This window comes from Hungatella sp. SL.1.14, from assembly GCF_024460495.1.
Classification (GTDB): Bacteria; Bacillota; Clostridia; order Lachnospirales; family Lachnospiraceae; genus Hungatella; species Hungatella hathewayi.
Genome location: NZ_JANFYJ010000293.1, coordinates 1 through 305 on the forward strand (window position 1 = coordinate 1; position 305 = coordinate 305).

The following is a 305-nucleotide window of genomic DNA, read 5'->3' on the forward strand; positions in this document are numbered from 1 at the left end:
GTTTCCATCAAATCTGCCGCATACAGTCTTAAGTGTGATATTGCAGGTGGAAATTTGTTAGACAGTGCGTATTTCTTGAGAGCGATTATAGCAACCTGAAAAGGAATATCTCCCAGTAGTTCATACCACCAGTCCATCTGATCTCCCGTTGCCAGCAGGTTGTATTTTGGATATGATGTTTTTATCCGATCTGCAAATACGGCAAATTCCTTTGTGTTCATTCCTCTCCTCCTATTGACATCGCCCAGTTATACATCATTTCCCGGCTCTCGTTTTGCTTGTCCTGCTGTTTCCCTACAGGGCTG

Annotated in this window: 1 protein-coding gene; it reads right to left on the bottom strand. The window is 43.6% G+C overall.

Annotation, left to right across the window (positions count from 1 at the left end):
- On the bottom strand, positions 1–221 hold a 221-nt coding region (locus tag NE473_RS31055; RefSeq protein WP_256265636.1), incomplete at its 3' end, for a replicative helicase loader/inhibitor.
- Positions 222–305 lie beyond the last annotated feature (84 nt).